General features: G+C 59.6%; 20 protein-coding genes and 1 pseudogene. 7 read left to right on the plus strand and 14 right to left on the minus strand.

What is annotated here, in order from left to right:
* Positions 1-149: 149 nt before the first annotated feature.
* Positions 150-1,622 carry a betaine-aldehyde dehydrogenase gene (betB, locus tag PSH65_RS02400; protein WP_305424775.1) on the minus strand — a complete coding sequence of 491 codons (1,473 nt, stop codon included), beginning with the start codon at positions 1,620-1,622 and terminating at the stop codon, positions 150-152.
* 110 nt (positions 1,623-1,732) lie between these two features.
* Positions 1,733-2,326 (minus strand): transcriptional regulator BetI, encoded by a 594-nt coding sequence (betI, locus tag PSH65_RS02405; RefSeq protein ID WP_305424776.1) that lies wholly within the window; start codon positions 2,324-2,326, stop codon positions 1,733-1,735.
* A 380-nt stretch (positions 2,327-2,706) separates the two neighbouring features.
* Between betI and PSH65_RS02410 the strand changes: the two genes are divergently transcribed.
* Positions 2,707-4,656 (plus strand): BCCT family transporter, encoded by a 1,950-nt coding sequence (locus PSH65_RS02410; RefSeq protein ID WP_305426931.1) that lies wholly within the window; start codon positions 2,707-2,709, stop codon positions 4,654-4,656.
* Positions 4,657-4,910: 254 nt separating this feature from the next.
* Here PSH65_RS02410 and choV read toward each other — a convergent pair whose 3' ends face one another.
* The 3 genes from choV to PSH65_RS02425 form a co-directional block, all read right to left on the minus strand.
* A complete protein-coding gene (gene choV, locus PSH65_RS02415; protein ID WP_305424777.1) occupies positions 4,911-6,089 on the minus strand; it encodes a choline ABC transporter ATP-binding protein in 1,179 nt (392 codons plus the stop codon).
* Positions 6,086-6,931 carry a choline ABC transporter permease subunit gene (gene choW, locus PSH65_RS02420; RefSeq protein ID WP_305424778.1) on the minus strand — a complete coding sequence of 282 codons (846 nt, stop codon included), beginning with the start codon at positions 6,929-6,931 and terminating at the stop codon, positions 6,086-6,088. The genes choV and choW overlap by 4 nt, the downstream gene beginning before the upstream one ends.
* A 68-nt stretch (positions 6,932-6,999) precedes the next feature.
* Complete coding sequence (locus PSH65_RS02425) at positions 7,000-7,947, minus strand: choline ABC transporter substrate-binding protein (protein WP_305424779.1); 948 nt, start codon at positions 7,945-7,947, stop codon at positions 7,000-7,002.
* A 438-nt stretch (positions 7,948-8,385) separates the two neighbouring features.
* On the opposite strand from PSH65_RS02425, the gene PSH65_RS02430 reads away from it, so the two are divergent.
* Entirely contained in the window at positions 8,386-9,762 is a 1,377-nt protein-coding gene (locus PSH65_RS02430) for an L-serine ammonia-lyase (protein ID WP_305424780.1), read from the plus strand.
* A gap of 540 nt (positions 9,763-10,302) precedes the next feature.
* Positions 10,303-11,406, plus strand: coding sequence for a GlxA family transcriptional regulator (locus PSH65_RS02435; RefSeq protein WP_007907526.1), 1,104 nt, complete (start codon positions 10,303-10,305; stop codon positions 11,404-11,406).
* Between the two features lie 113 nt (positions 11,407-11,519).
* Here PSH65_RS02435 and PSH65_RS02440 read toward each other — a convergent pair whose 3' ends face one another.
* The 6 genes from PSH65_RS02440 to PSH65_RS02465 all read right to left on the minus strand — a co-directional run bounded on the left by PSH65_RS02440 (position 11,520) and on the right by PSH65_RS02465 (position 17,035).
* Complete coding sequence (locus PSH65_RS02440; RefSeq protein WP_007937979.1) at positions 11,520-11,783, minus strand: hypothetical protein; 264 nt, start codon at positions 11,781-11,783, stop codon at positions 11,520-11,522.
* Between the two features lie 396 nt (positions 11,784-12,179).
* Positions 12,180-13,343 carry a gamma-butyrobetaine dioxygenase gene (locus PSH65_RS02445; RefSeq protein WP_305424782.1) on the minus strand — a complete coding sequence of 388 codons (1,164 nt, stop codon included), beginning with the start codon at positions 13,341-13,343 and terminating at the stop codon, positions 12,180-12,182.
* A 13-nt stretch (positions 13,344-13,356) separates the two neighbouring features.
* Complete coding sequence (locus PSH65_RS02450) at positions 13,357-13,833, minus strand: thioesterase family protein (RefSeq protein ID WP_305424784.1); 477 nt, start codon at positions 13,831-13,833, stop codon at positions 13,357-13,359.
* 162 nt (positions 13,834-13,995) lie between these two features.
* Positions 13,996-14,961 (minus strand): L-carnitine dehydrogenase, encoded by a 966-nt coding sequence (locus tag PSH65_RS02455; RefSeq protein ID WP_305424785.1) that lies wholly within the window; start codon positions 14,959-14,961, stop codon positions 13,996-13,998.
* Between the two features lie 142 nt (positions 14,962-15,103).
* Complete coding sequence (locus PSH65_RS02460) at positions 15,104-15,991, minus strand: 3-keto-5-aminohexanoate cleavage protein (protein WP_305424786.1); 888 nt, start codon at positions 15,989-15,991, stop codon at positions 15,104-15,106.
* Between the two features lie 99 nt (positions 15,992-16,090).
* Positions 16,091-17,035 carry a choline ABC transporter substrate-binding protein gene (locus tag PSH65_RS02465; RefSeq protein WP_305424787.1) on the minus strand — a complete coding sequence of 315 codons (945 nt, stop codon included), beginning with the start codon at positions 17,033-17,035 and terminating at the stop codon, positions 16,091-16,093.
* A 209-nt stretch (positions 17,036-17,244) separates the two neighbouring features.
* Between PSH65_RS02465 and PSH65_RS02470 the strand changes: the two genes are divergently transcribed.
* On the plus strand, positions 17,245-18,189 hold the full coding sequence (locus PSH65_RS02470; RefSeq protein ID WP_305424788.1) for a GlxA family transcriptional regulator: 945 nt from the start codon (positions 17,245-17,247) through the stop codon (positions 18,187-18,189).
* Between the two features lie 138 nt (positions 18,190-18,327).
* On the opposite strand, the gene PSH65_RS02475 is transcribed toward PSH65_RS02470, so the two are convergent.
* The 3 genes and pseudogenes from PSH65_RS02475 to PSH65_RS02485 form a co-directional block, all read right to left on the minus strand.
* Entirely contained in the window at positions 18,328-18,744 is a 417-nt protein-coding gene (locus tag PSH65_RS02475; RefSeq protein WP_305424789.1) for a DUF3010 family protein, read from the minus strand.
* Positions 18,745-18,776: 32 nt separating this feature from the next.
* Positions 18,777-19,010: pseudogene (locus PSH65_RS02480) on the minus strand (helix-turn-helix domain-containing protein); the annotation flags it as partial.
* 7 nt (positions 19,011-19,017) lie between these two features.
* Entirely contained in the window at positions 19,018-19,419 is a 402-nt protein-coding gene (locus PSH65_RS02485) for a lysozyme inhibitor LprI family protein (RefSeq protein WP_305424790.1), read from the minus strand.
* A 249-nt stretch (positions 19,420-19,668) separates the two neighbouring features.
* On the opposite strand from PSH65_RS02485, the gene PSH65_RS02490 reads away from it, so the two are divergent.
* The 3 genes from PSH65_RS02490 (at position 19,669) to dgcA (ending at position 23,331) form a co-directional block, all read left to right on the plus strand.
* Positions 19,669-20,646, plus strand: a complete 978-nt coding sequence (locus PSH65_RS02490; RefSeq protein WP_007907542.1) for a dipeptidase — start codon at positions 19,669-19,671, stop codon at positions 20,644-20,646.
* A 78-nt stretch (positions 20,647-20,724) separates the two neighbouring features.
* Positions 20,725-21,255, plus strand: a complete 531-nt coding sequence (locus tag PSH65_RS02495) for a DUF5943 domain-containing protein (RefSeq protein ID WP_052967365.1) — start codon at positions 20,725-20,727, stop codon at positions 21,253-21,255.
* Positions 21,256-21,270: 15 nt separating this feature from the next.
* The gene (gene dgcA / locus PSH65_RS02500) at positions 21,271-23,331 is read left to right on the plus strand and encodes a dimethylglycine demethylation protein DgcA (RefSeq protein ID WP_305424792.1); all 2,061 of its coding nucleotides are present in this window, start codon (positions 21,271-21,273) and stop codon (positions 23,329-23,331) included.
* Positions 23,332-23,412: the final 81 nt, after the last annotated feature.

The following is a 23,412-nucleotide window of genomic DNA, read 5'->3' on the forward strand; positions in this document are numbered from 1 at the left end:
TGGTCAGGTCAGGCGAGTGCTTCGCACTCGATCGCGGGCAAGCCACGCTCCCACAGGGTCGGGGTTGCCGCAGATTTGGCGAACGACGCCAAACCTGTGGGAGCGGGCTTGCCCGCGATGACGGCCTCGCAGGCGAAACAAATACCGCCTTAGAACACCGAGGCGTAATCGCCCAGTTCGACCTGTACCGATTTGATGCGTGTGAAGTTGTTCAGCGAGCTGATGCCGTTCTCACGGCCCACACCCGACTGCTTGTAGCCGCCGACCGGCATCTTGGCGTCGGACTCGCCCCAGGCGTTGATCCAGCAGATACCGGCTTCCAGTTGATGGATCACACGGTGAGCACGGTTCAGGTCCTTGGTGACAACGCCCGCCGCCAAACCGAACTCGGTGTCGTTGGCGCGACGGATCACTTCTTCTTCGGTTTCGTAGGTCAGGATGCTCATCACCGGGCCGAAGATTTCTTCGCGAACGATGGTCATCTCGTCGGTGCAATCGGTGAACACGGTCGGTGCCACGAACGCGCCTTTGGCGAATTCGCCGTCGGTCAGACGATCGCCGCCGCACAGCAGACGAGCGCCTTCTTCCTTACCTTTGGCGATGTAACCCAGCACGCTTTCCATGTGGGCGAAGCTGACCAGCGGGCCGAAGTTGGTGTTTTCGTCTTCCGGGTTACCGACGCGAATGCGCGCAACGCGCTCAACGATCTTGGCTTCGAACGCGGCTTTCAGGTGGCTCGGTACGAACACGCGAGTGCCGTTGGTGCAGACCTGACCGGAGCTGTAGAAGTTGGCCATCATCGCGGTGTCGGCGGCACGATCCAGATCGGCGTCGTCGAAGATGATCAGCGGGGATTTGCCGCCCAGTTCCATGGTCACGTCTTTCAGCGACGAGGCGGAAGCGCTGGCCATGACCTTCTTGCCGGTGTCGGTGCCGCCGGTGAAGGAGATTTTTTCGATGCGTGGGTGTTCGGTCAGCCAGGTGCCGACTTCACGGCCGCTGCCGGTCAGGACGTTGAACACGCCGGCTGGCAGGCCTGCTTCGGTGTAGATTTCGGCCAGTTTCAGCGTGGTCAGGGAAGTGACTTCGCTTGGCTTGAAGATCATCGCGTTACCGGCCGCCAGGGCAGGTGCGGATTTCCACAAAGCGATCTGGATCGGGTAGTTCCACGCGCCGATACCGGCCACGACGCCCAGTGGCTCGCGACGGGTGTAGACGAAAGATGTGGTGCGCAGCGGAATCTGCTCGCCTTCGATGGCCGGCACCAGGCCTGCGTAGTACTCCAGCACGTCAGCGCCGGTAACGATGTCGACGTAACGGGTTTCGGAGTACGCCTTGCCGGTGTCCAGGGTTTCCAGGGCGGCCAGTTCATCGTTGCGCTCGCGCAGGATGTCGACGGCACGACGCAGGATGCGCGAACGCTCCATGGCAGTCATCGCAGCCCAGATTTTCTGGCCCTTTTCGGCGCTGACTACCGCGCGCTCAACGTCTTCCTTGGTCGCACGTTGTACGGTTGCGAGGACTTCACCGTTAGCCGGGTTGATGGCTTCGAAAGTGGCGTCGCTGCTGGCGTCACTGTAGCCGCCATCGATGTAGAGTTTTTGCAGTTCGAAACGGGCCATAAAGTCCTCGCAAGAGCATTAAGTTGGTTGGCGTTAACCACTGGGGCGTGCCGTGTAGCGTTGGCGACGCTGATCAGTAGCGGTTCAGGGGCTGAGCGATTATGTGTGCTCTAACTCACCTGCTTGGCCAGTTGGAAATCCATGTATTCGTAAGCGATCTGGTGCGCCTGCCCGGTGTCGAAAGCATCTCCCGACAGCGCGCCGCGCAACCACAAACCGTCAATGAGGGCTGCCAGGCCACGGGCGGCGGTGCGCGCATCATCGAGCGGCAACACACGGCGGAACTGGCAGCACAGGTTGGAATACAGACGGTGATCGTTGATCCGCTGCAACCTGTGCAATGACGGGTGGTGCATGCTGGTGGCCCAGAAGGCCAGCCAGGTTTTCATTGCCGGGCCATTGACCTGGCTGGCATCGAAGTTGCCTTCGATAATCACCTGGAGGTGAGCCCGTGGGCTGGTGTCCTCCAACGCCTGACGGCGCGCGGTGACGTTCTCGCTGAGGACACTCATCAGGTACTGCGCCGTGGCGGCGATCAGGCCGTTTTTGTCCTTAAAGTAGTGACTGATGATGCCATTCGAGACACCGGCCAAACGGGCGATCAGCGCAATGCTGGCGTCCCCCATGCCGACCTGATCGACGGCCTGCATCGTGGCATCGATCAATTGCTGACGGCGGATGGGTTGCATACCGACCTTGGGCATCTTGCACATCTCCTTAGGCCTTCCGGTGGACGAAATTCGGCTACCGGATTGAGGGCCAGTCTATTTTGTTTTGATTGAACGTTCAATCAACAAAGAATAAGATCTGCGACAAATCGTCGCTGCTTACAGATTTTTCCTACGTGTAAATGGCGATAAACCGACATCCAAAAATGCTCGAAACCTATACGCGCAGGCGTTCCAAGGGTTTCGGGCTTTTTTCGGGGTGTCTTTATATCACCCACTGGTCGGCTGCCAACTAACCGATTGGTCGGGTACCGCGTTGCCTTGTGTTCTTCTCTCGCACTGCCTGGAGCATCTGTGCCATGAGTTCTGCCTCTCTAATAAAGACCCCACCCGAGAAGGTGACGGTCAACGGTTGGGTGTTCTACACCTCTACCGCGCTGATCCTGCTGTTGACCGCCATTCTGATCATCGCCCCGCAAGAGGCCGGCAGAATGCTCGGCATTGCCCAGGCCTGGTTGTCCCGCAGCTTCGGCTGGTACTACATGGTGGTGATCGCCGCTTATCTGGTTTTTGTGGTGGGCCTGGCGTTTTCGTCCTACGGCAAACTCAAACTGGGCAGCAAGGATGACACCCCGGACTTCAGCTACGGCGCCTGGGCGGGGATGCTGTTCTCGTCGGGTATCGGCATCTCGTTGCTGTACTTCGGTGCTTCCGAACCACTGGACCATTACTTCAATCCGCCGGAAGGCGTGGCCGGCAGCAACCTTGCGGCTCGTCAGGCGGTACAACTGACGTTCCTGCATTGGGGCCTGCATGGCTGGGCGATCTACGCACTGGTCGGCCTGGCCGTGGCGTACTTTGCCTACCGTCATAACCAGCCGCTGGCGTTGCGTTCGGCGCTGTATCCGCTGGTCGGCGAGCGTTGGGTCAAAGGCGCCGCCGGTCATGCGGTGGACGGCTTCGGTATGTTCGTGACCCTGCTGGGGCTGGTGACGAACCTGGGGATTGGTTCGCTGCAAGTGTCGTCGGGCCTTGAAAACCTGTTCGGCATGGAACACAGCAACACCAATCTGCTGATCGTGATCATCGTGATGAGCACCGTGGCGACCATCGCCGCTGTGTCCGGCGTGGAAAACGGCATTCGCCGTCTGTCCAACCTGAACATCGTGCTGTTCAGCGGTCTGCTGATTTTCGTGCTGTTGTTCGGCCCGACCCTGCACCTGCTCAACGGCTTTGTACAGAACATCGGTGACTACCTGAACGGCGTGGTGCTGAAGACCTTCGACCTCTATGTGTATGAAGGTGACAGTGAGAAGTCCGACCGCTGGCTGGGCCTGTGGACCCTGTTCTACTGGGCCTGGTGGATTTCCTGGGCGCCATTCGTAGGCATGTTTATCGCGCGTATTTCCCGTGGTCGCACGGTGCGTGAACTGGTGGCAGGCGTGCTGCTGATTCCGCTGGGTTTCACCCTGGCCTGGCTGTCGATCTTCGGTAACTCGGCCCTGGACCTGGTGATGAACCATGGGGCGGTGGAGCTCGGGAAGACGGCGCTGGAACAGCCGTCGATGGCGATCTATCAGTTGCTTGAGCATTACCCGGCGTCGAAGATTGTGATCGGCGTGTCGATTTTCGTCGGCTTCGTGCTGTTCCTGACCCCGGCGGATTCCGGCGCGGTGATGATGGCCAACCTTTCCTGCAAGGGCGGCAATGTTGATGAGGATGCGCCGCACTGGCTGCGGATTTTCTGGTCAGCGGTGATCACCCTGGTGACCATCGGTCTGCTGTTCGCCGGTAACTTCGAAGCCATGCAAACCATGGTGGTGTTGGCGGGGCTGCCGTTCTCGGTGGTGCTGGTGTTCTTCATGTTCGGCTTGCACAAGGCCATGCGCCAGGACGTGCAGATCGAACAGGAGCAAGCGGAACTGGCGGCGCGTGGTCGTCGCGGTTTCAGTGAGCGTCTGACCCAGCTGGATCTGCAACCGAATCAGTCGATCGTTCAGCGTTTCATGGACAAGCAAGTCAGCCCGGCGCTGGAAGAAGCCGCCGTGCAGTTGCGTGGTCAGGGCCTGGAAGTGCAGACGCTACTGGGCAAGTCGAAGCGTTGCATGGGCGTGCGGATCGAGATGGAAGAGGGCAACCCTTTTGTCTACGAAGTGAGCCTGGACGGTTATCTGGCGGCGGCGCGTGAAACAGTGTCGGCCGAAAGCGCCGATGAACCGCGCGCACGTTACTACCGTGCCGAGGTGTACCTGCACAACGGCAGCCAAGACTACGACCTGATGGGCTTCACCCAGGATCAGATCACCCGTGACGTGCTCGATCAGTTTGAAAGCCATCGGCAGTTGCTTGGCCGAGTGTATAGCTGAGACTTGAGGTGATGCGGTGCAGTGAATGCACCGCATCTTTATTGTGGCGAGGGGGCTTGCCCCCGTTCGGCTGCGAAGCAGTCGTAAACCCGGGCAACGCGATCTTTCTGAATACCGCGGTGTCTGGTTTTGGGGCCGCTGCGCGACCCAACGGGGGCAAGCCCCCTCGCCACAGTTGTCGGTATTCCAAGCCTGATATCTGCACTAACAAAAACGCCGCGATCATCTCGCGGCGTTTTTGTGTCTGCTGCTTCCTACCCCAGGTTCTTGCCGAGCAGCGCGTGATACAGCTCGCTGTCGCCGAGAATCCCGACAACCTTGTTGTTGTCATGCAGCACCAGTTTGTTGCCGGTCTGGTAACGAATCTGCAGCGCATCGCGCATGCCGATGTTGGAGTCCACCAGTGTTGGCCGACGCTGCAAACCTTCAACCGCTTGCCCTGGTATCCAGTTCTGCAGGTCCAGGCTCGAACCGTTCTGACGTGCACCTTTGATGGTGTTGCCTTCGGCCAGGTCCAGCCACGAATCGCCGCCTGGATCCAGGCACACCGAACCGTTGATGCGTTTGCAGTTGTCCAGGGTGCGCATCAGGCTGCGACCGCACAACACGTTCAGCGGATTGGTGTGGGCGACGAAGGTGCGCACGTAATCGTCCGCAGGGTTCAGAACGATCTCTTCCGGCTTGCTGTACTGGATGATCCGGCCATCTTTCATGATCGCGATACGGCTGCCCAGCTTCAGGGCTTCATCGAGGTCGTGACTCACGAACACGATGGTCTTGCTCAGTTTGCGTTGCAGCTCCAGCAGTTCGTCTTGCAGTCCCTGGCGGATCAGCGGGTCGAGGGCCGAGAACGGTTCGTCCATCAGCAGAATATCGGCGTCCATCGCCAGCGCGCGGGCCAGGCCGACACGCTGTTGCATACCACCGGAGAGCTCATCGGGTTTTTTGTTGCGCCACTGGGTCAGGCCGACCAGTTCGAGTTTTTCATCGACCAGTTTTTTCCGTTCCTTCTCCGGGCGCCCCTGCATTTCCAGGCCGAAGCTGATGTTTTCGCGCACCGTGAGCCAAGGCATCAGGGCGAACTTCTGGAACACCATCGCGATGCGCTTGGTGCGCATCATTTTCAGTTCCGCCGGGGTGCAGGAAGCGATGTCGATCTGCTTGCCTTCGTGCTCGACGAACAGCTTGCCACGGCTCACGGTGTTGAGACCGTTGATGCAGCGCAGCAGGCTGGACTTGCCCGAGCCGGACAGGCCCATCAGTACGCAGATTTCACCTTTTTCAATGTCCAGGCTGGCTTTTTCGACACCGACGATTTGCCCGGTCTTTTTCAGGATTTCGTTGCGGGTCATGCCCTGGTCGAGGAGTTTGAGGGCCTCGCGGGGATCCTTGGAGAAGATCACATCCACGTCTTCGAAGCGAATAATGCTCATGCGTCACCCCCTACTTTGGCTTCGGGTTGTTTGCAGATACGGTCGAGCATGATCGCCAGCAGTACGATCGCCAGGCCTGCTTCGAAGCCCAGTGCGATATCAGCAGTGTTCAGTGCGTTGACCACGGGTTTGCCCAGGCCGTCGGCGCCCACCAGTGCCGCGATCACCACCATCGACAACGACAGCATGATGCACTGGGTGATGCCGGCCGCGATGCTTGGCATGGCGTGGGGCAGTTCAATCCGTGAAAGCAGTTGACGGCGCGAGCAGCCGAAGGCTTTGCCAGCGTCCATCAATTCCTGCGGAACATCGCGAATACCCAGGTAGGTCAGGCGGATAGGCGCGGCAATCGCGAACACCACCGTCGAGATCAGACCCGGGACCACACCCAGACCGAAGAGGGTCAGGGTAGGAATGAGGTATACGAAGGTCGGCACGGTCTGCATCAGATCGAGCACCGGCCGCATCACTGTGTAGAACATCGGTTTGTGCGCGGCGACGATGCCCAACGGCACGCCGATCAGCACGCACACCAGGGTAGCGAACAACACCTGGGCGAGGGTTTCCATGGTTTCCTGCCAGTACCCCAGATTGAGGATCAGCAGAAAGGAGATGACGACAAAAGCGGTCAGGCCCCATTTGCGTTGGATGAAGTGCGCCAGTAGTGCGATGAGGCCGATCAATGCCAGCGGGTTGAACCAGGTCAGCGCAAAAGTCACGCCGTGGATCATCGTTTCCAGGGACACGGCGATGGCGTCGAAGGTATTGGCGCCGTGTTGCGTCAACCATTCAACGAAGCCCGCGATGTACTGGCCTAAAGGTATTTTCTGATCAATCAGCATGGTAGTGAACGTCCGCATGCAAGGAAATAAACAGCCCGGGCGGGCGAGCCCGCCCGGCGTAAGCGATTTTACTGTGCGAGCTTGGCTTTCACGGCCTCCAGGCCAGGTTTACCGTCAATGGTGGTCACGCCAGCCAGCCAGGTATCGAGTACCTGTGGATTCTTTTTCAGCCAGGCCTTGGCGGCCGCGTCAGGCTTCATTTTGTCGTCCAGGACGTTGCCCATCAGCGTGCTTTCCATGTCGAGGGTGAACACCAGGTTTTTCAGCAACTGACCCACGTTGCTGCATTCCTGTACGTAGCCCTTGCGGGTGTTTGTGTAGATGGTCGCCTGGCCGAAGTTCGGGCCGAAGAATTCGTCGCCGCCGGTCAGGTACTTCATCTTGAATCGTGTGTTCATCGGGTGTGGCTCCCAGCCCAGGAACACCACGGCAGTGTTGCGGCGCTGGGCGCGATCGACTTGCGAGAGCATGCCTGCCTCGCTGGACTCGACCACCTTGAAGCCGGCGTCTTTCAAGCCGAAGGCGTTCTTGTCGATCATGCTCTGGATCAGGCGGTTGCCGTCGTTACCCGGTTCGATGCCATAGATCTTGCCGTCGAGTTCTTTCTTGAACTTGGCGATGTCGGCGAAATCTTTCAGACCTTTGTTATACAACTCTTCGGGGACGGCGAGTGTGTATTTTGCGTTTTCCAGATTAGCGCGCACGGTTTCCACGGTGCCGGCATCGCGGTAGGCCTTGATGTCGTTTTCCATGGTCGGCATCCAGTTACCGAGGAACACGTCCATGTTCTTGCCATCGGCCAGGGACTTGTAGGTCACCGGCACGGAAATCATCGTGGTCTTGGTCTTGTAGCCCAGGGCATCGAGAACGACGCTGGTGGTGGCGGTGGTGACGGTAATGTCCGTCCAGCCGACATCGGAGAAGTTTACGGTGCCGCATTGGGCCGGTTCTGCGGCTTGAGCCAGGAACGGCAGACTCAGCATGGCGGCCAACAACAACGACGGGGAACCTTTCATAGGGGCGACTCCTTGGTGTTTTTTTTGGCAGTGTTCCGACTGTGGACCACCGCACTTATCTGTTGCGGTTGGATGGCGTTTTGGAGACAGCTTTACCACGGCGCCTTGCAATCGAGTCGATACGATCATGTACCAGTGAAAATCTGACGCCTACAGGGTGCGTCGTAACCAGTACAGGGATGGTCGCATCCAGTGTCGGTGACGTCGTTTACAGCTTTTTTCAGCCCGATTTGTCCCTCTGAACCGCAAAAAAACGGCGAAAACACTGCGTAAGCGGCCTGCGGCGCTAGCGGGCATGAGTGCGTCGGTGTGAGACGTTGAACGACATGACAAAAGCCTGATGATGCGGCCATCTCGGCGGATTGCAGCTTCAGCGTAGCAGCTCCGTCACTGGGCGCTTTTGCGCCTGGAGCAGGCACATCCAGGAGTTCAGCAGTAATGGCTATCAGCGTTTTCGACTTGTTCAAAATCGGCATCGGCCCTTCCAGTTCGCACACCGTGGGGCCTATGCGCGCCGCGGCGCTGTTCGTGCAAGGTTTGCGCGAGCAGGGGCTTCTGGAGCAGGTGTGTCGCGTCGAAGTCCAGCTGTATGGGTCGCTCTCGGCCACCGGCATCGGTCACGGCAGCGACAACGCGGTGATCATGGGGTTGATGGGCGAGTGGCCGGACGCGATCGATCCGTCGCAAATCGGCATCCGCATCGAGGCCCTGCGTGAAACCAACACGCTACTGCTCGACGGTCGCTTGTCGGTCCCGTTCATCTGGGCCCGGGACATGCGCCTGATCGACGAGAACCTGCCGTTCCATCCCAACGCCATGACCCTGGTTGCCGAAGGCGATCACGGCGAGCTGCATCGCGACACCTACTATTCCATCGGCGGCGGTTTTGTCGTCGATGAAGCACAGGCTTCCAGCGGCGTGGTGGATCTGGATCGCACCGTGCTGCCTTACGACTTCTCCAGTGCCGTCGAATTGCTCAGTCTGTGCAAGAAGCACAACCTGCGCGTGGCCGAATTGATGATGGCTAACGAGAAGGTCTGGCGCAGCGAAGAAGAAATTCGCGCCGGCCTGATGAAACTCTGGCGCGCGATGCAAGATTGCGTAGAACAAGGCCTCAAGCACGAAGGCATCCTGCCCGGTGGCCTGAACGTGCGTCGTCGCGCGGCCAAATTGCACCGCAGCCTGCAAGAACTGAACAAGCCCAACGTGATCGGCTCGACCCTGAGCGCCATGGAGTGGGTGAACCTGTTCGCCTTGGCGGTCAACGAAGAAAACGCTGCCGGCGGGCGCATGGTTACGGCACCGACCAACGGCGCGGCGGGGATCATTCCGGCGGTACTGCACTACTTCATGAAGTTCAGCGAGGCGGTGACCGACGCCAATGTGGTTGATTACTTCCTCAGTGCCGCGGCGGTAGGGATTCTGTGCAAGAAGAACGCCTCGATCTCCGGTGCTGAAGTCGGTTGCCAGGGTGAAGTCGGTTCGGCCTGCGCCATGGCGGCGGCCGGGTTGGCGGAGATTCTCGGGGCCACGCCGGAGCAGCTGTGTAACGCGGCGGAAATCGGCCTGGAACACAACCTCGGCCTGACCTGCGATCCCGTGGGCGGACTGGTGCAAGTGCCGTGCATCGAGCGCAATGCGATTGCCGCGGTGAAAGCGATTAACGCGGCGCAGATGGCTCTGCGGGGCGACGGTCAGCACTTTATCTCGCTGGACCGGGTGATCCGCACCATGCGTGATACCGGTGCCGACATGCACGACAAATATAAAGAGACATCGCGGGGTGGGTTGGCGGTTAGCGCGGTTGAGTGTTGAGACCGGGTTGACCCCATCGCGGGCAAGCCCGCTCCCACAAGGATTTGTGGTGCGTATTAGTTCTTCATCACACAACAAATCCTGTGGGAGCGGGCTTGCCCGCGATAGCGACAGATCAGTCAAAACTGCGCACCAAGTGAACACCCGCACCAAAATGCGCCACGTTTTGGCGCGTCGCTTACAGATAAGCCATTTCAACCAGATCCAGGATCCAAACCAGCCCTGACCGTCCGTCACCTGTGCTTGCGGTGACACTCTCTCCAGGCCCGCCGCAGCCCCGTTCCCACAAGTGCTACCGATTTGCTCACACGCAACGGGGTAGCGGGTTTGCGGCCTCTAATGGCACTTATGACCTCTTATCTCTGCGCGCCATATCTAGACGCATCGCGACGTCGTTTTCAGGAGTTATTGAACGTGTATTCAATTTTAGGCATGGCATTTGCTCTGTCATTACAAAGCCCGTCTCCCACGCGAGAACGATGGCAATAAAAAGAGCCTCCGCCTGAGGCCATCACCCGCTTTGTGTGAGGAGATACCGCGATGACGACGTTCAACTCCGGGGCCCAACCCCAGAACCGTGCGCCTCAATCCATCGGCTTTTTGCTGCTGGACAATTTCACGCTTATTTCTCTGGCCTCCGCAGTAGAACCTCTGCGCATGGCCAACCAATTGTCCGGCCGCGAGCTGTATCGCTGGACCACACTCACCGTCGATGGCGGTCAGGTCTGGGCCAGTGACGGTCTGCAGATCACTCCCGACGCCTCCATGCACAAAGCGCCTCCCCTGGACACCATCATCGTCTGCGGCGGTATTGGCATTCAGCGCACCGTGACCCGCGAGCACGTGTCGTGGCTGCAAAGCCAGGCGCGTCAGTCCCGTCGCCTCGGCGCAGTCTGCACCGGCAGCTGGGCCCTGGCGTGCGCCGGTCTGCTGGACGGTTTCGATTGCAGCGTGCACTGGGAATGCCTGGCGTCGATGCAGGAAGCTTTCCCGCGGGTGGCCATGAGCACCCGGCTGTTCACCCTCGACCGTAACCGTTTCACCAGCTCCGGCGGCACCGCGCCGCTGGACATGATGCTGCACCTGATCAGCCGCGATCACGGTCGTGAACTGTCGGCCGCGATTTCGGAGATGTTCGTCTACGAGCGCATCCGCAACGAGCAGGATCACCAGCGCGTGCCGCTCAAGCACATGCTCGGCACCAACCAGCCGAAACTGCAGGAAATCGTGGCGCTGATGGAAGCCAACCTCGAAGAGCCGATCGACCTCGACGAACTGGCGGTGTACGTCGCTGTTTCGCGTCGTCAGCTGGAGCGGCTGTTCCAGAAATACCTGCACTGCTCGCCGTCGCGTTACTACCTGAAACTGCGCCTGATCCGTGCTCGGCAATTGCTCAAGCAAACGCCGATGTCGATCATCGAAGTGGCGTCGGTATGTGGTTTCGTGTCTACGCCACACTTCTCCAAGTGCTACCGCGAATACTTCGGCATTCCGCCACGCGACGAGCGCGTGGGTTCCAACACCACACAGCAAGTGGCGATGATGCCGCTGCCGCAAGCCTTGGTGCTGTCGCCATTGTCCGGGCCGCTGTCGGCGTTGAGTCAGGCGCGCAACGAATCGACGTTTGCCAGCGTAAGGCTCTAAACCGAGGCGCCTTCATCGCGGGCAAGCCCGCTCCCACAGATTCTGTGTCGATGCGTTAATTGTGTATACGACGCAAATCACTGTGGGAGCGGGCTTGCCCGCGATTGGGTCTATCAGGCGCTACGGCTTTGCTGATACTCCGCCAACGCGGGCAGCAATTGCTTGTCGATCGCCTGGCGCACGGCTGGCAGGATGGTCGCGCTGCTGGTGTACATCTGCTTGACCATGGTCCGCAGCGTCATCGCCCGCTCATCGTTCAAGCCTCGCACCGCACACTCGCAAGCCTGTTCGGCTGTAGAGCCGCTCGGCACTTGAAAACCCAACGATTTCAGCTGGCCCAACAGGTCTTCCTGGTCAATCAAATCGGCGTGCATCATGACGCAATCCTTCTTCAGGGAACGGTGTCGTGGCTCGATTCTGGTAGGGGCTGTGGATGGCGGCAAGGACGATTTGTCGCAATGGCCGCAATACCTATGAACAGGTCGCTTTCGGCTAACTTGCCAATGATGGGAGTGGGCACACTGGACTCAGCTGGCTTCACGAAGGTTTGGTCACCCTCGCGCAACAGCTCCTCAACAGTACCCTCCTCAGCTCCGATCTTGTCACGGCTTGATCGGGGTTTTTTTTGCCTGTGAATCCAGAAGTTTAATGTTGCCTGTGCAGACGCCATCGCGGGCAAGCCACGCTCCCACAGGTTTGGCGCCGTTCGCCAAATCTACGGTAACCCCGTTTCTGTGGGAGCGTGGCTTGCCCACGATGAACGATGACGCGGTCTAGCGTTGCAACACCAAAATGCGCGACAGCAATTCATCCCGGTCGACATAGCAACCCTGGAAATGCCGCGCACCGGTGGCGGGGTCGAAGGCGTTGCGGGCGTGGAGGGTGCGGCGGTTGTCGAAGCACCACAGCTCGCCGGGATTGAGCCTTTGCATCAGCCTGAACCGCCCCTCGCGGGTCATCGCAATGAAGCGTCGGTAAGCGCGATACAGCCTGGGCATTTGCTCGACCGAAGCATCGAACGGTCCACGCAGAAAATTCGCCATGCGGATTTCCGACACCTGCCCGAAAGAGTCCAGGGCGATGATCGGCGCCAGACAACGGTAGTCGCTATGACGGTCCTTGTTGCGGAACTCCACGGGGATTTCACACAAGGCTTGAAACGCCTCTGGATCTTCCTGACGCAAAGCTTGGGCGATGGCAAAACCGTCGACGAAAATACTCTCGCCGCCGTCGGCGTCATTCACCAGGCAATGCAGAAATTGCAGCCCCGGTTGCAACTCCCGGGTCGGCAAATCGCTGTGCAGTGGCAGGTTGAAGGCGGTGTAGGCATTGCTGTCGGCATCGGCCTTGGATTGCACGTTGAACAGCACGCCGAAATTGCTCTCGCGGATGAACGAAATCCGCTGGGCGATCAGCTTCAGCGAGCCTGGCTCGGTGGGTACTCCGCGCACTTGAGTCAGGCCGATATCGCGCACGGCCAGCAGCCATTGCAACAAGGCGTCGTTGTTCTCCATCAGGGCCTGGTATTCGAACACTGGCAGCTGCAAATCGCTGTGCCAAAGCCTGGCTTTCGGTTTTCCGGCCTGGCGTTCGGCGCGGGATTCATCGTCATAGGCATGGGCCCGCAGCCAGCCCGGATCGAAGCGGCTGAGGTGGCCATCCTGCCAATCGACGCACAGGCAGCCTTCGGCATCGACCGTGGCGTTTTCAGGCATCAGGTGCTCTGCGACATCGACGATTTCCAGCACTTGCTCGCGGGTCACCGTGTAGACGCACTGCGGGCACGGGCAGTTGTCCCGTAGCCATTGATGATGAAAAGGGCTGATCCGATCGTCCGCCCATGTCACTTGAATGCGGTCCGCCAGGGTATGCACGGCGGTCAACGCGCTGATCAACGGGTAGGTGCGGAAGTCGGCAAAAGCTGCGGCGGTGTTCATGGCGAGCTCCTTGTTATTTTTCGGGCGGTAAAGCGATCACTCGGCCGATCCAGGCGGGGGCGGGCAGGTCGGCTTGCTCGGTCACAATGGCCTGCAGCTTGCTCAAGGTTTCTTCGCTGAACGGTGCGGATCGCGGTCCCGCGAGGTCGACGTGCAGCAGCATTTGTTCATTGCCCGCCAGCTCCTTGTCACCACCTACCAGATGCAGGCTGTGGTAGAGGTGCAGGCGCTTGCGGTCATGGCCGATGATCCGGGTGTGCACTTCGACCTCGGCATCGAGCTTCACTTCATGCAGGTAATTGAGGTGCAGTTCGAGGGTGAACAACGAGTTGCCGCTGGCTTCGCGGTTGTTGCTGTCCATGCCCAGCCGATCCATCAGCGCGTCGGTGGCGTAGCTGAAAATCAGCAGATAGAAGGCATCGCGCAAGTGGCCGTTGTAGTCGACCCAATCGGGGATGATTCTGGTTTGGTAGGTGGTGAGGGTGGGCATGATGAGTGATCCAAAATGTGTGGTGACCGGGCTGGCGCTATCGCGGGCAAGCCCGCTCCCACAGTAATTTGAGGTGTATATGCAATCTATGCCACTCAGTAGATCCCTGTGGGAGCGGGCTTGCCCGCGATGGGGCCAGACCTGCTGGCCCCTATATTTGGGTTATTCGCTAAACGCCATCCCATGCTTTTCTTTGGTGGTTTTCACCGCCTCCAGCACCGCCAACAAACAATCATCACGATAGCGCTCCAGCGCCGAGATGCTGTGCTTGCCCAGTTGCTCGCTGGTGCCATCCACCACGTCATCGATCAATTTGTCGGTCAGCTCCGGTGCCGGCAGATACGTCCAGGGCAGCTGCAACGCCGGCCCGAATTGCGCCATGAAGTGCCGCATGCCAGCGTCGCCGCCCGCCAGGGTGTAAGTCAGGAAGGTGCCCATGAATGACCAGCGCAGGCCCGCGCCAAATCGAATCGCATCATCAATTTCGCCAGTGGTTGCCACACCGTCGTTGACCAGATGCAACGCCTCACGCCACAACGCTTCGAGCAAACGGTCGGCGATAAACCCCGGCACTTCCTTGCGCACATGCAGCGGGCGCATACCCAAGGATTCATAGATTTTCATTGCCGCTTGCACCGCTTCCGGCGCCGTGTTCTTGCCGCCGACCACTTCCACCAATGGCAGCAGGTAAACCGGGTTGAACGGATGCCCGACCACGCAGCGTTCCGGGTGCGTCGAGCTCTCGTAGAACTCGCTCGGCAACAGCCCCGAGGTGCTGGAACCGATCAAGGCATTGGGCTTGGCTGCCGCGCTGATTTTGCTGTGCAGTTCCAGTTTCAGGTCCAGTCGTTCTGGGGCGCTTTCCTGAATGAAATCCGCATCACGAACGCATTCTTCGATGGTGGCGACAAAGCGCAGACGATCCTGAGACGCGCCGGGCGCCAGACCTTGTTTTTCCAGTGCACCCCAGGCATTGGCGACGCGTTTGCGCAGCGCCGCTTCGGCACCGGGCGCCGGGTCCCAGGCCACCACGTCGAGGCCGTGGGCGAGGGCACGAGATACCCAGCCGCTGCCGATGACACCGCTGCCCAGCGCGGCGAAGGTTTTGATATCAGTGATAAAGCTCATGGCGACGTCCTAAAAGAATTCGATGATCCCTGTGGGAGCTGGCTTGCCTGCGATGACGTCAGTACTTCCAATGCATCTTCTGCGGCTGGTATACCGTCATCGCGGGCAAGCCCGCTCCCACAGGGTTAGGTGTAGGTTCTGGTCAGCCGCGCTGGGTCAGGCCCATTTTCTTGCGGCCTTCAGCCGGAGTCAGAACGCGGGCGCCGAGGCGGCTGAGGATTTCCGAGGCGCGTTCGACCAGTTGGCCGTTGGTCGCCAAAACGCCCTTGTCCAGCCATAGGTTGTCTTCCAAACCGACCCGCACGTTGCCGCCGAGCAGCACCGCTTGCGCCGCCATTGGCATTTGCATGCGACCGATGCCGAACCCGGCCCAGACCGCATCGGCCGGCAGGTTGTCGACCATGGCTTTCATGGTGGTGGTGTCGGCCGGCGCGCCCCACGGGATGCCCAGGCACAACTGGAACAACGGGTTGTCCAGCAAGCCTTCCTTGATCATCTGCTTGGCGAACCACAGGTGGCCGGTGTCGAAGATTTCCAGCTCGGCCTTCACGCCCAGCTCTTGAATGCGTTTGGCGCCAGCACGCAGTTGCGCCGGGGTGGACACGTAAATGGTGTCGCCGTCGCCGAAGTTCAGGGTGCCGCAATCCAGGGTGCAGATTTCCGGCAGCAGTTCTTCGACGTGGGCCAGACGGGTCAGCGGGCCGACCAGGTCGGTGTTCGGGCCGAACTCCATCGGGTTCTCGCCCGCGCCGATTTCCAGGTCGCCGCCCATACCGGCCGTGAGGTTGACGATGATGTCGACGTCCGCCTCGCGGATGCGCTCCATCACTTCGCGGTACAGCGCCACGTCACGGCTGAACTTGCCGGTTTGCGGGTCGCGAACGTGGCAGTGGACCACGGTGGCGCCAGCCTTGGCGGCTTCCACGGCGGCCGCGGCGATTTGTTTCGGGGTGACCGGCACGTGTGGGCTTCTGGCGGTCGTGTCGCCAGCACCGGTGAGTGCGCAGGTGATGATGACGTCGTGGTTCATGAGGCAATTCCTTACAGGCGTGATTTTAGGTGTGGCTTCGGACGTGACGATTCCGTTCGCAGCCCGCATCGGGCTGCGAATCGGTGGTTCATTTCAGGTTTATTTACTGGTCAGTTTCAGGTTTTCAGCCGCCGGTTTGCCATCGAAGGTGGTCACGCCTTCGAGCCAGCGTTGCTTGTCTTGCGGGTGATCCTTGAGCCATTGCTTGGCTGATTCGAAGGCGTCTTTGTGATCGAGCAGCGGCTGCATCATCCGGCTCTCGTCTTCGGCGGTGTAGGTCAGGTTGCTTAGCAAACGACCAATGTTCGGGCATTGTTCGGCGTATTTCGGCGCGGTGACCGTCCAGACGGTGGCCATGCCTTCGTTCGGGCCGAGGGCGTCTTCGCTGCCGGTGAGGTAGGTCATCTGCACGTTGACGTTCATCGGGTGCGGGGCCCAGCCGAAGAACACCACGGCTTCCTTGCGCCGCACGGCGCGATCCACCGCGGCCAGCATGCCGGCTTCGCTGGACTCGACCAGCTGGAACTTGCCCAGGCCAAACTGGTTCTTGGCGATCATCGCCTTGATCTGGGTGTTGGCGCCCGAGCCAGGCTCGATGCCGTAAATCTTGCCGCCCAGTTCTTTTTCGAATTTGGCGATGTCGGCGAAGGTTTTCAGGCCTTTGTCGGCGAGATAAGTCGGCACGGCGAGGGTGGCGCGAGCATCCTTGAGGCTCGGCGCTTCAAGCACTTTGACCTGATTGGCCTCGACAAACGGCGTAATGGTCTGCGTCATCAGCGGGTTCCAGTAACCGAGGAACAAGTCCAGGCGCTGGTCGCGAATCCCGGCGAAGATGATTTGCTGGGAGGCGCTGGTCTGTTTGGTGTTGTAGCCGAGGCCGTCGAGCAATACTTGGGTCATGGCGCTGGTGGCGATCACGTCGGTCCAGTTCACTACGCCCATGCGCACGTTCTGGCACGACGCGGGTTCGGCCGCCATGACGCTGGCGCTCAAGAAAGCGGTACCGCTGAGTGCAAGAACACAGCTGCTGATCAGTCGTTTCATGTCGGGTTCCTCGGCAGGTCGTTATTGTGGGTTCCGGTGTCTGATGCGCCGGTGATGTCCAAGTTACGCAGCAAAGTCCTTGTGAAAGCGCACTGCGGCGACCAGCTCTTGCACTGCGGCGACCTGCGCACTTGAATGCCTCTTGCAAGTGGCGTATCAACGTCCACACGCTTCCCGCCCTCTCGTTACCTGCCAGTCGAGTGCGCTCCATGTCCCAGGATTTCTACTTCTTGTTGATGCCGGGTTTTTCGGCGATCGGTTTTATCTCGGCGATCGAGCCGCTGCGGGTCGCCAATCGCTTTCGCGGCGAGTTGTACCGTTGGCATGTGTTGAGCGCCGATGGCGGGGCGGTGTTGGCCAGTAACGGCATGTCGGTCAACGCCGATGCGGCGCTGGAACCCCTGAAGAAAGGCGCGACCTTGCTGGTGGTCGCCGGTTTCGAACCGCTGAAGTTCACCACTCCGGCACTGGAGCACTGGTTGCGTCGTCTGGACAACGAAGGTGTGACCCTCGGCGCCATCGACACCGGCAGCTTCATCCTCGCCGAAGCCGGCCTGCTCGATGGCCATCGCCTGACCCTGCACTGGGAAGCCATCGACGCCTTCAAAGAGTCCTATCCACAGCTGAGTGTCACCCAGGAGCTGTTCGAGATCGACCGCCGACGTATCACCTCTGCCGGCGGCACGGCTTCCATCGACCTGATGCTCGACCTCATCGGCCAGGCCCACGGCCCGGAACTGGCGATTCAGGTCAGCGAACAGTTCGTACTCGGGCGCATCCGCCCGCGCAAAGACCACCAGCGCATGGAAGTTGCCACGCGGTATGGCATCAGCAACAAGAAACTGGTGCAGGTGATCGGGGAGATGGAACAGCACAGCGAACCGCCGCTCAGTACCCTGGAGCTGGCGGAATCGATCAAAGTGACCCGGCGTCAGCTGGAACGCCTGTTTCGCCTGCATCTGAACGACACACCGAGCAATTTCTATCTGCGGTTAAGGCTGGAGAAGGCGCGTCAGTTGCTGCGTCAGACGAACATGAGTGTGCTGGAAGTGAGCATCGCGTGCGGGTTTGAGTCGCCGTCGTATTTCACCCGCAGTTATCGGGCGAGGTTTGAGCGCTGCCCGCGTGAAGACCGACGTACGGCTAAAGCGTAATTCTGACGACACCCGAGAAACCTGTGGGAGCGGGCTTGCCCGCGATGAGGCCGGCACATTCAATGTTGATGTTGACTGACACGCCGCCATCGCGGGCAAGCCCGCTCCCACAATGATCTGTGTTGATGAGAGAAAACGTTACTTCTTCATCAGCGCTGAACACGCCGCTTTGTAAGCCTCATGCTGATATTTGTTCAGCGTCTCCGGCAGTGCAAAATCGAACTTCTTGTTTTGCGCATTGATCGTCTGCGGCGACAGCAGCGTCACCTCGCAATTTTCCAGCAGCTGGAAAATCCCCTCGATCTTGAACGTAGTCGGCCCACCGGCGAACTCGCCTTTCTTGCTGCGCTTCTTGATCGCGATCCGGTCGATGGAATTCTCACGAACAAACGACGCCACCTGAGCGGCGAAGACTTTGACGTTGGCGGCTTCGTCGTCCTCGTCGAGGGCAATTTTCTTGGTGTTCAGTTCGACATGGCTCAGGGCCAGGCCGTCGAGGGAGGCCACGGCGATGATTGCTTCGCTGCCTTTGATTTCGATGCCGCAGATTTTCATTTCGATCCCTTTTCCTGATGCTGGCGTTCAGCTTACAGCTCTAGTTGGTTGGCGGTGATGCCAAAAGCGGCGGCAATTTTTTCACGGGTTGCCTTGCGGGGCTTGGCGACCGTTTCTTGCTGGGCGAAAGCCGGTTGGGAAATGCCCATGCGCTTGGCAACTTCATCCTGCGTAAGGTTCAGGTGTTCGCGCCAGGCGCGAATGGGGAGTGCTCCATCGACGATGCGGCTCACTACTTCGTGGGGGATCAAATAATTCTCCATTCTTATGTTTTTACTCCTGCCCAATCGACTCCAAAAACTCCGACCGCTCGTCACTCATGCGCGCCACGCAATCGTTCTGCGCAATGGTGAACGCCTTGCTACCGCTCGTCGCCGGGAACGCTTCCACCGCGCAATCGGCATCCCGGGTTTTCAGCCATTGCTGTTGCGCGGTCTTGATTTTGGCGGTGATGTCGGTCAGTTGCGCCTTGTTGTTGCCGTAAAGCGTTTGCATGCGCTCGGTCAGGCTTTGGTAGTTGTCGCTCAGCAGCTGTTCGGCGGTGGTTCTGCTGTAGGCCGAGCATTCCAAAGTCTGGATTTCGTTTTCGACGGCGTCGCAGGGGTTGTCGTCGGCCTCTTCAGCTGCTTGTACGCCAGTCGCTATCAGTGCCAAAGCCAGGAAAATCGATTTCATTGCGCCGCCGCCCCTTAAATCCGGTAATGCATCCAGTAAAACATCCAGTGATGCGGCGAATTCTGGCCCAAGCGGGCGGCGTTGGATAGGTAGGCAATGATGCCTGTTGACGACCCTTTGTCGCGGATTGACGCTTTCGGCAAACCCCCTGTCGTTTTTGCACCCGGCTGCCCCTGCACCGAGGCATATGCTGGCCCCAAAGCGCCGGCACACGATTCGGCGCATGAATCGCTAATAGGGGACAGCCTGATGAGCCCAGCCGAATTGCACGCCGACAGCATCGTTATCGACGGGCTGATTATTGCCAAGTGGAACCGCGAGCTGTTTGAAGACATGCGCAAGGGCGGTCTGACTGCGGCCAACTGCACCGTGTCGGTGTGGGAGGGCTTCCAGGCCACTGTCAACAACATTGCCGCCAGCCAGAAGCTGATCCGCGAGAACAGCGACCTGGTGATTCCGGTGCGCACCACCGCCGATATCCGCAAGGCCAAGGAGCAGGGCAAGACCGGCATCCTCTTTGGCTTCCAGAATGCTCACGCGTTTGAAGACCAGATCGGCTACGTCGAGGTCTTCAAGCAGCTGGGCGTCGGTATCGTGCAGATGTGCTACAACACCCAAAACCTGGTCGGTACCGGTTGCTACGAGCGCGATGGCGGCCTGTCGGGTTTCGGTCGTGAAATCGTTGCCGAGATGAACCGCGTCGGCGTCATGTGCGACCTGTCCCACGTCGGCTCGAAGACCTCCGAAGAGGTCATTCTCGAATCGAAGAAGCCGGTCTGCTACTCCCACTGCCTGCCGTCGGGCCTGAAAGTGCACCCGCGCAACAAATCCGACGAAGAGCTGAAGTTCATCGCTGATCACGGCGGATTCGTCGGTGTGACCATGTTCGCGCCGTTCCTGGCCAAGGGCATCGATTCGACCATCGACGACTACGCCGAAGCCATCGAATACACCATGAACATCGTCGGCGAAGACGCCATCGGCATCGGCACCGACTTCACCCAGGGCCATGGCCAGGACTTCTTCGAATACCTGACCCATGACAAGGGCTACGCCCGCCGTCTGACCAGCTTCGGCAAGATCATCAACCCGCTGGGCATCCGCACCGTGGGCGAGTTCCCGAACCTGACCGAGACCCTGCTCAAACGCGGCCATTCCGAGCGCGTGGTGCGCAAGATCATGGGCGAGAACTGGGTGAACGTCCTCAAAGACGTTTGGGGCGAGTAAGCCACCGCATTTCTGAATCCTTTCCCCCGACCGTCCGTGTCGGGGGCAACACCAAAATTTTTCTGGAGTTAAGTTTCCATGGCCAAGATCGCCCCGCAATTGCCAATCGAAGTCGACAGCGAAACCGGTATCTGGACCTCAGACGCCCTGCCGATGCTGTACGTGCCGCGCCATTTCTTCGTCAACAACCACATGGGCATCGAGGAAGTACTGGGCGCCGACGCCTACGCCGAAATCCTCTACAAGGCCGGCTACAAGTCCGCCTGGCACTGGTGTGAAAAAGAAGCTGAATGCCATGGCCTGGAAGGCGTTGCGGTGTTCGAGCACTACATGAAGCGACTGTCGCAACGCGGCTGGGGCCTGTTCAAGATTCAGGACATCGACCTCGACAAAGGCACCGCCAGCGTCAAGCTCGAACACTCCGCATTTGTCTATGTGTACGGCAAGGTCGGGCGCAAGGTCGACTACATGTTCACTGGCTGGTTCGCTGGCGCCATGGACCAGATCCTGGCTGCTCGCGGCAGCAAGATCCGCACTGTCGCCGAACAAGTCTACGGTGGCTCCGAAGAAGGCCACGACGACGGTTTGTTCACCGTCAAGCCGTTGTAAGTCGAGGACCCCGCCATGGCTTTCGAAGCAATGTTCCAGCCGATCCAGATCGGCAAACTGACCATCCGCAACCGCGTGCTCAGCACCGCGCACGCCGAGGTCTACGCCACCGACGGCGGCATGACCACCGACCGGTACGTCAAGTATTACGAAGAGAAAGCCAAGGGCGGGATCGGCCTGGCGATTTGCGGCGGTTCTTCCAGTGTGGCCATCGACAGCCCGCAAGGCTGGTGGAAGTCGGTCAACCTGGCCGATGACCGGATCATTCCGCACTTCCAGAACCTGGCCGATGCCATGCACAAGCATGGCGCCAAGATCATGATCCAGATTACCCACATGGGGCGTCGTTCCCGCTGGGACGGCGAGCATTGGCCAACGCTGCTGTCGCCGTCGGGCATCCGTGAGCCGGTGCACCGCGCGACCTGCAAAACCATCGAGCCGGAAGAAATCTGGCGGGTGATCGGCAACTACGCCAGCGCCGCGGCGCGTGCCAAGGCCGGTGGCCTGGACGGCGTCGAACTGTCCGCCGTGCACCAGCACATGATCGACCAGTTCTGGAGCCCGCGAGTCAACAAACGTATCGATGAATGGGGCGGCAGCTTCGAAAATCGCATGCGTTTCGGCCTGGAAGTGATCAAGGCTGTGCGCAAGGAAGTCGGTCCGGACTTCTGCGTCGGCATCCGCCTGTGCGGTGACGAATTCCACCCGGATGGCTTGTCCCACGAGGACATGAAACAGATCGCCAAGTACTACGACGACACCGGCATGATCGACTTCATCGGTGTCGTGGGCTCGGGTTGCGACACCCACAACACCTTGGCCAACGTTATTCCGAACATGAGTTATCCACCGGAGCCATTCCTGCACTTGGCGGCCGGAATCAAAGAAGTGGTGAAGGCCCCGGTGCTGCACGCGCAGAACATCAAGGACCCGAACCAGGCGACCCGTATTCTGGAAGGCGGTTACGTCGACATGGTCGGCATGACCCGCGCCCACATAGCCGACCCGCACCTGATCGCCAAGATCAAGATGGGCCAGGTCGACCAGATCAAGCAATGCGTCGGCGCCAACTACTGCATCGACCGTCAGTACCAGGGCCTGGATGTCTTGTGCATCCAGAACGCCGCGACTTCCCGTGAATACATGGGCGTGCCGCACATCATCGAGAAATCGACCGGTGTGAAGCGCAAAGTCGTGGTGGTCGGTGCCGGTCCTGCCGGTATGGAAGCGGCGCGCGTATCGGCTGAACGTGGCCACGACGTGACCCTGTTCGAGAAGAAAGAATTCATCGGCGGGCAGATCACCACGGCTTCGAAAGCCCCGCAACGGGACCAGATTGCCGGTATCACCCGTTGGTTCCAGCTGGAGCTGGCGCGTTTGAAAGTCGACCTGCGCCTGGGCGTAGCGGCGGATGCGGCAACCATTCTCGACCTGCGTCCGGACGTGGTGGTGCTCGCCGTTGGCGGTCATCCATTCCTGGAGCAGAACGAGCATTGGGGCGCGGCTGAAGGCCTGGTGGTCAGCAGTTGGGACATCCTCGACGGCAAAGTCGCGCCGGGCAAAAACGTGCTGGTCTACGACACCATCTGCGAGTTCACCGGGATGTCGACCGCCGACTTCCTTGCCGACAAGGGCAGCCAGGTCGAGATCGTCACAGACGACATCAAACCGGGCGTGGCCATTGGCGGCACGTCGTTCCCGACGTACTACCGCAGCATGTACCCGAAAGAAGTGATCATGACCGGCGACATGATGCTGGAGAAGGTCTACCGCGAAGGCGACAAGCTGGTAGCGGTGCTGGAAAACGAGTACACCGGCGCCAAGGAGGAGCGGGTGGTGGACCAGGTGGTCGTCGAGAACGGCGTGCGTCCGGACGAAGAAATCTACTACGCGCTGAAGGAAGGCTCGCGCAACAAAGGCCAGATGGACATCGAAGCTTTGTTCGCGATCAAGCCGCAACCTTCGCTGAGCCAACCAGGCGACGGCTACTTGCTGTTCCGCATTGGCGACTGTGTGGCCCAGCGCAACACCCACGCGGCGATCTATGACGCGTTGCGGTTGTGCAAAGACTTCTAACGGCTTGCACATGACCCTGTGGGAGCGGGCTTGCCCGCGATAGCGGTGGATCAGTCAATGCAGATGTGACTGACAAAATGC

It is taken from the genome of Pseudomonas sp. FP603 (assembly GCF_030687415.1).
GTDB classification, from domain to species: Bacteria; Pseudomonadota; Gammaproteobacteria; order Pseudomonadales; family Pseudomonadaceae; genus Aquipseudomonas; species Aquipseudomonas wuhanensis.